The sequence below is a fragment of the Actinospica sp. genome, from assembly GCF_035552695.1.
Taxonomy (GTDB): domain Bacteria; phylum Actinomycetota; class Actinomycetes; order Streptomycetales; family Catenulisporaceae; genus Actinospica.
Genome location: NZ_DASZKT010000253.1, coordinates 1 through 3,393, shown reverse-complemented (window position 1 = coordinate 3,393; position 3,393 = coordinate 1). Strand labels below are relative to the sequence as shown.

Here is a 3,393-nt window from a genome sequence, read left to right as displayed (position 1 = left end):
CGTATCGGTGCGGCTTGGCCCAGCGCCCGGTGGGGCCGGTGGGTGTTGTAGAAGGACTCGTACTCGGCCAGGACCCGGCACAGGTGAGTGATGTTCCATATCAGGGTGCGGTCGAGCAGTTCGGTGCGGACGGTGCGGTGCCGGCGTTCCTGGATCGCGTTCATTATCGGGGCCTGGATGCCGATGGTGACGATGCGGATGTCGGCGGCGTGGAAGACAGCGTCGAAGGCGGTGGTGAACTGCGGGCCGTGGTCGCGGATGAGGAACTTGATCGTGTCGGTTTGCTCGGCGAGGTCCACCAGCGCGTTGCGGGCCATCTGTATGGTCCAGTCCGCAGTGGGGTGCACGGCGGCGCCCAGGACATGGATGCGCCGGGTGGCGTGCTCGATCATCGTCAGGACGTGCGCGGTCGTGCCGTCGAGCAGGTCCACGGTGAAGAAGTCGGTGGCCAGGATCGCATCGGCCTGGGAACGAAGGAAGTCGGCCCAGGTCGGGCCGATGCGTCGTGGCGCGCGATCAATCCCGGCCGTCTTCAGGATCGCCCACACCGTCGACGACGCGACCTTGATCCCGACGCCGGCCAGCTCCCCCGCGATGCGCCGATACCCCCACGCGTCGTTCTCACTTGCCATGCGCAGCACCAGTGCCCTGATATTGCGGCGGGTCGGCGGTCGGCCTCTCGGCCTGGACTTGCGGGCCCAGCGGCGGCGTAGCAGGTCGCGTCGCCAGCACAGGATCGTGCCGGGAGTGACGATCAGCCTCAGCCGAGCATGACGGGTCCGCGGTATCAGCCCGAGCAGCAGCGCGATCAGCGCACGGTCGGCCCAGGAAACCTTCGGCCGGGCACGCTGGCCGAGCTGACGCTGCAGGACGGTGAGCTGGTGTTGCAGCAGGAGGATTTCAGCCGTGCGCCAAGCCGCGTCCCGGCGCGAGAGCCGGGTCGCAACGAGCATGCGGGAGACGAGGAGGAAGACGAAACGCAGACACACAAGTCGCGATCATCGCGGATCGGATAGAGGTCCCACAAGCCCATGACCAGCATGGATCAACTTCTCGGCACCTTCAGGCATCACGTCATACGAGCTGGACACCTGGATTCCAGCTGCCGAGGCCTGCGGTGCACCCTCACTGCGGATGCGACGAGAGTCGAGACGTCATCCCGAGTTCAGTGTCACACGCAGCCTACGGGGAGCTCAACGCTTCGGTCCGCGGCATCGCGCAGGGCGTCGCCGTCGATCTCGGCCATCGATTCGCCGATCCCGAGGTCGAGCCATTGGTAGTACAGCTCGACCGGACCGGCCGCCGGGATCGCGGTGACGGCGATCTCCCAGTCGAACACGCCCTCGTCACTCGAGGCTCTGCCGCCGGAGATTAAGGGGGCGGGCTCGAGGGGCCCGCCGGAGGGAAACCCGCTCGCGCGCCGTTCCAGTGCGGCCCGGCGTCCGTCGGCGAACTGCACGCCCAGCCGAAGCCCCTGGGCCAGATCCTCGGCGGTGACCGTGTACGGGCTGCCGCCGACCTCCGCCCCGGAGAACCGCTGCGCGGCTTCGGCCGATGCCGTGGGCCGCAACCGGCCGGCGATCGCGACGCGGAAGAGCGACCGGTACACCTGCAGCCTCGGCGCGAACAGGACCAGGTCGGTCGTGTCGGCCAGGACCTTGTTCCACGCGATCGTGGTGGGAACGGTCCGTCCGATCTCTTCAGCCGCGTGCATCGCCATCTCCTTCATCTTCGGGCTCGTCCCACAGGGTCACGGCGTGTGCAGCCGCATCGCGCAGCAGATCGCCGTCGAGGATGACACTGGACTCGCAGACCTGCTCGGCGGGCCAGCGGTAGACCAGCTCGACATCGCCGGCCCCTGGAATGCCCCACACCCAAAGCCCCTGTGTCCACTCGCTCTCGCTGCCATGGCCCGAGGCGAGGCTGACCAGCGGCGGCTCGGACGGTCGCGTCCCGCCGCGCGACCTGCCACGCCCTTCCACCTCGGCGGCCCGGCCGTCGCCATAGCGCACGCCGATGCGGAAGGCTTGTTCGATCTCCTCGGGTGTGGGAGGTTCGCCGCCGCGGGGCGAGAGCCCGGCGAACGGATTCGCCGTGCGCCCGAAAGAACCGGGCCGCCTGCGCGCCGCACCGGCATCGGGACTGTGAGTTAAAGTATTGACGATGAAGGTGAAGCCGTGCGGATACACGTCGAAGCCGTTGACGTAGACCGCCTTCGTGTCGTTGCGGATGAGTACGGCGTCCACGGGCAGCGCGACGGGCAGGATGTTGTGCTGTGGTCCGCGCCACGGCGGCAGTCGCGGGCGGCGTGGCCGTTGCGGGGGCTCGGGCGGCACAAAGGACTCGAAGAAACCCATACTTCGTATCCTGACATGATCGGGCCCTGTAAGTGATTCGTCGAGTGCGGTGCGCTTCCGGTGCAGCCTGCCGCGAGCCGGACTTCCGGGGCGGCTGCGGAGCGCTTCCGGGGATTAGCGCGACGCCCGGCCGAAGAACCTCGAACATCAACTGGCGCTCGCGCGGGTGGTGTGTCGCGGGCCGTCCTCGGGTGCGAGCCGGCGAGGTGGGAGACGCGTGTCGGCCCGAGCGGCGTGCCGGACATCCATGCGTCGAGCCGGGCGAGGTTGACCGCGGTCGCGGTCAGCACGAGCTGCAGCGCGGCCTTCGCGTGGCCCCGGTACCGGCATTTGCGCAGCCCGAAGCCGCGCACCGCCTGGGATATGGCGCCTTCCACTCCGGCGCGCGCCGCGTAGCGCCGCCGCCACTTCTCGGTGCCCTGATCGGCGCGCAGCGCGGCAAGCAGTTCGTGCCGCGCGCGGGGACGCAGGGCGAGGGTGCGCCCCTTGGCCGAAGTACCCTTCGTGCACAACGCGCACGCCGGACACGGCCTGCAGTCCGATGCGCGGAACATCGTACGTACCACCGGATGTCCCGTTGTTGTCTTCGACTCGTACCACCTCCCGCTGGTGTGTCCCTGTGGGCAGACCGCGTGCCGCTCGTCCCAGTTGATCGTGAATTTCTCCAAGCCGTAGGAGTCAGGGTCCTTGCGCTGCCACTCGTTTCTCTTCGCAGTGGGGCCGATCAGCTCAATCTCGTGCTCAAGGCGCGCCTCGAGGATCTTCTCGGCATCGACGTAGGCCCAGTCGGCCAGATGCGCGGCGGGGCGCAGGCCGCGCTCGGCCAGGGCGGCGTGGACCCGGACGGTGGTCTCGCGGTCTGGCTCGCACGATGTGACGGTCTCCACATAGGTGATCACGTGCGGAAGTTCCGGATCGCATGTCTCGCTCAGCTGGACCTTGTACCCGGTCCACACGGTGCTTCGTTTGGCGGCGGTACGTGCCTCAGTGTCGTAGGGCGTGACGATCCACACATTGGCAGGCGGTAAGCCCATGG

The 3,393-nt window shown here is 68.3% G+C and carries 4 protein-coding genes; all 4 read right to left on the bottom strand.

The genetic code is table 11. The annotated features are described in order from the left end of the window. Window positions 1–953: integrase core domain-containing protein (locus VG296_RS28455; RefSeq protein WP_325571311.1), on the bottom strand; the 953-nt coding region annotated here is incomplete at its 3' end. 218 nt (window positions 954–1,171) lie between these two features. Next, window positions 1,172–1,714: a hypothetical protein gene (locus tag VG296_RS28450; protein ID WP_325571309.1), complete on the bottom strand. Its 543-nt coding sequence runs from the start codon at window positions 1,712–1,714 to the stop codon at window positions 1,172–1,174. Next, on the bottom strand, window positions 1,701–2,246 hold the full coding sequence (locus VG296_RS28445) for a hypothetical protein (RefSeq protein WP_325571307.1): 546 nt from the start codon (window positions 2,244–2,246) through the stop codon (window positions 1,701–1,703). The genes VG296_RS28450 and VG296_RS28445 overlap by 14 nt, the downstream gene beginning before the upstream one ends. Next, on the bottom strand, window positions 2,150–3,393 hold a 1,244-nt coding region (locus VG296_RS28440), incomplete at its 5' end, for a transposase (protein ID WP_325571305.1). The genes VG296_RS28440 and VG296_RS28445, both read right to left, overlap by 97 nt.

Excerpts from the sequence above, each read along its gene's own strand:
- VG296_RS28450 (WP_325571309.1), bottom strand. The coding sequence starts at position 1,714 with ATGCACGCGGCTGAAGAGATCGGACGGACCGTTCCCACCACGATCGCG.